1 protein-coding gene is annotated in these 322 nt (G+C 62.4%); it reads right to left on the bottom strand.

Annotated elements, in window-relative coordinates; all coding sequences use genetic code 11:
- Positions 1 to 307 (bottom strand): hypothetical protein (locus FS770_RS13615; RefSeq protein WP_222126533.1); only part of this gene is annotated, 307 nt, incomplete at its 3' end.
- Positions 308 to 322: the final 15 nt, after the last annotated feature.

Here is a 322-nt window from a genome sequence, read left to right as displayed (position 1 = left end):
CCCCGAGATGCAGGTGGTAGACACCCCAGTCGGAGAGCATGGCGTCCAGCCGTCTCTTTGACCTTTTGGACTGCTGGGCTGGGGGCAGCACAATCGAATCGGCTTCTGTGCTCAAACGAGGGGTCAGGGATCGCCCGGCCTCCAGGTCCTGAGAGATCTCGCGCAGCACATGCTTGTGCGCCTGTAGTGCGGGCTGATGCTGAATGGCCTGAGACAAGTGCACCGTGCGAGGCCGCGGCGAGATGAGACGGGCCCGCCAATTCATGACAACCACCAGCAGCGACTGCAAGTCCAGGTTCTGGGCCACCTGGTGGTTGTACCC

This window comes from Kocuria salsicia, from assembly GCF_007681555.1.
In the GTDB taxonomy this organism is placed as follows: Bacteria; Actinomycetota; Actinomycetes; order Actinomycetales; family Micrococcaceae; genus Kocuria; species Kocuria salsicia.
Note: the sequence above shows the minus strand (reverse complement) of the source record. Positions and strands in the feature narration are given on the sequence as shown.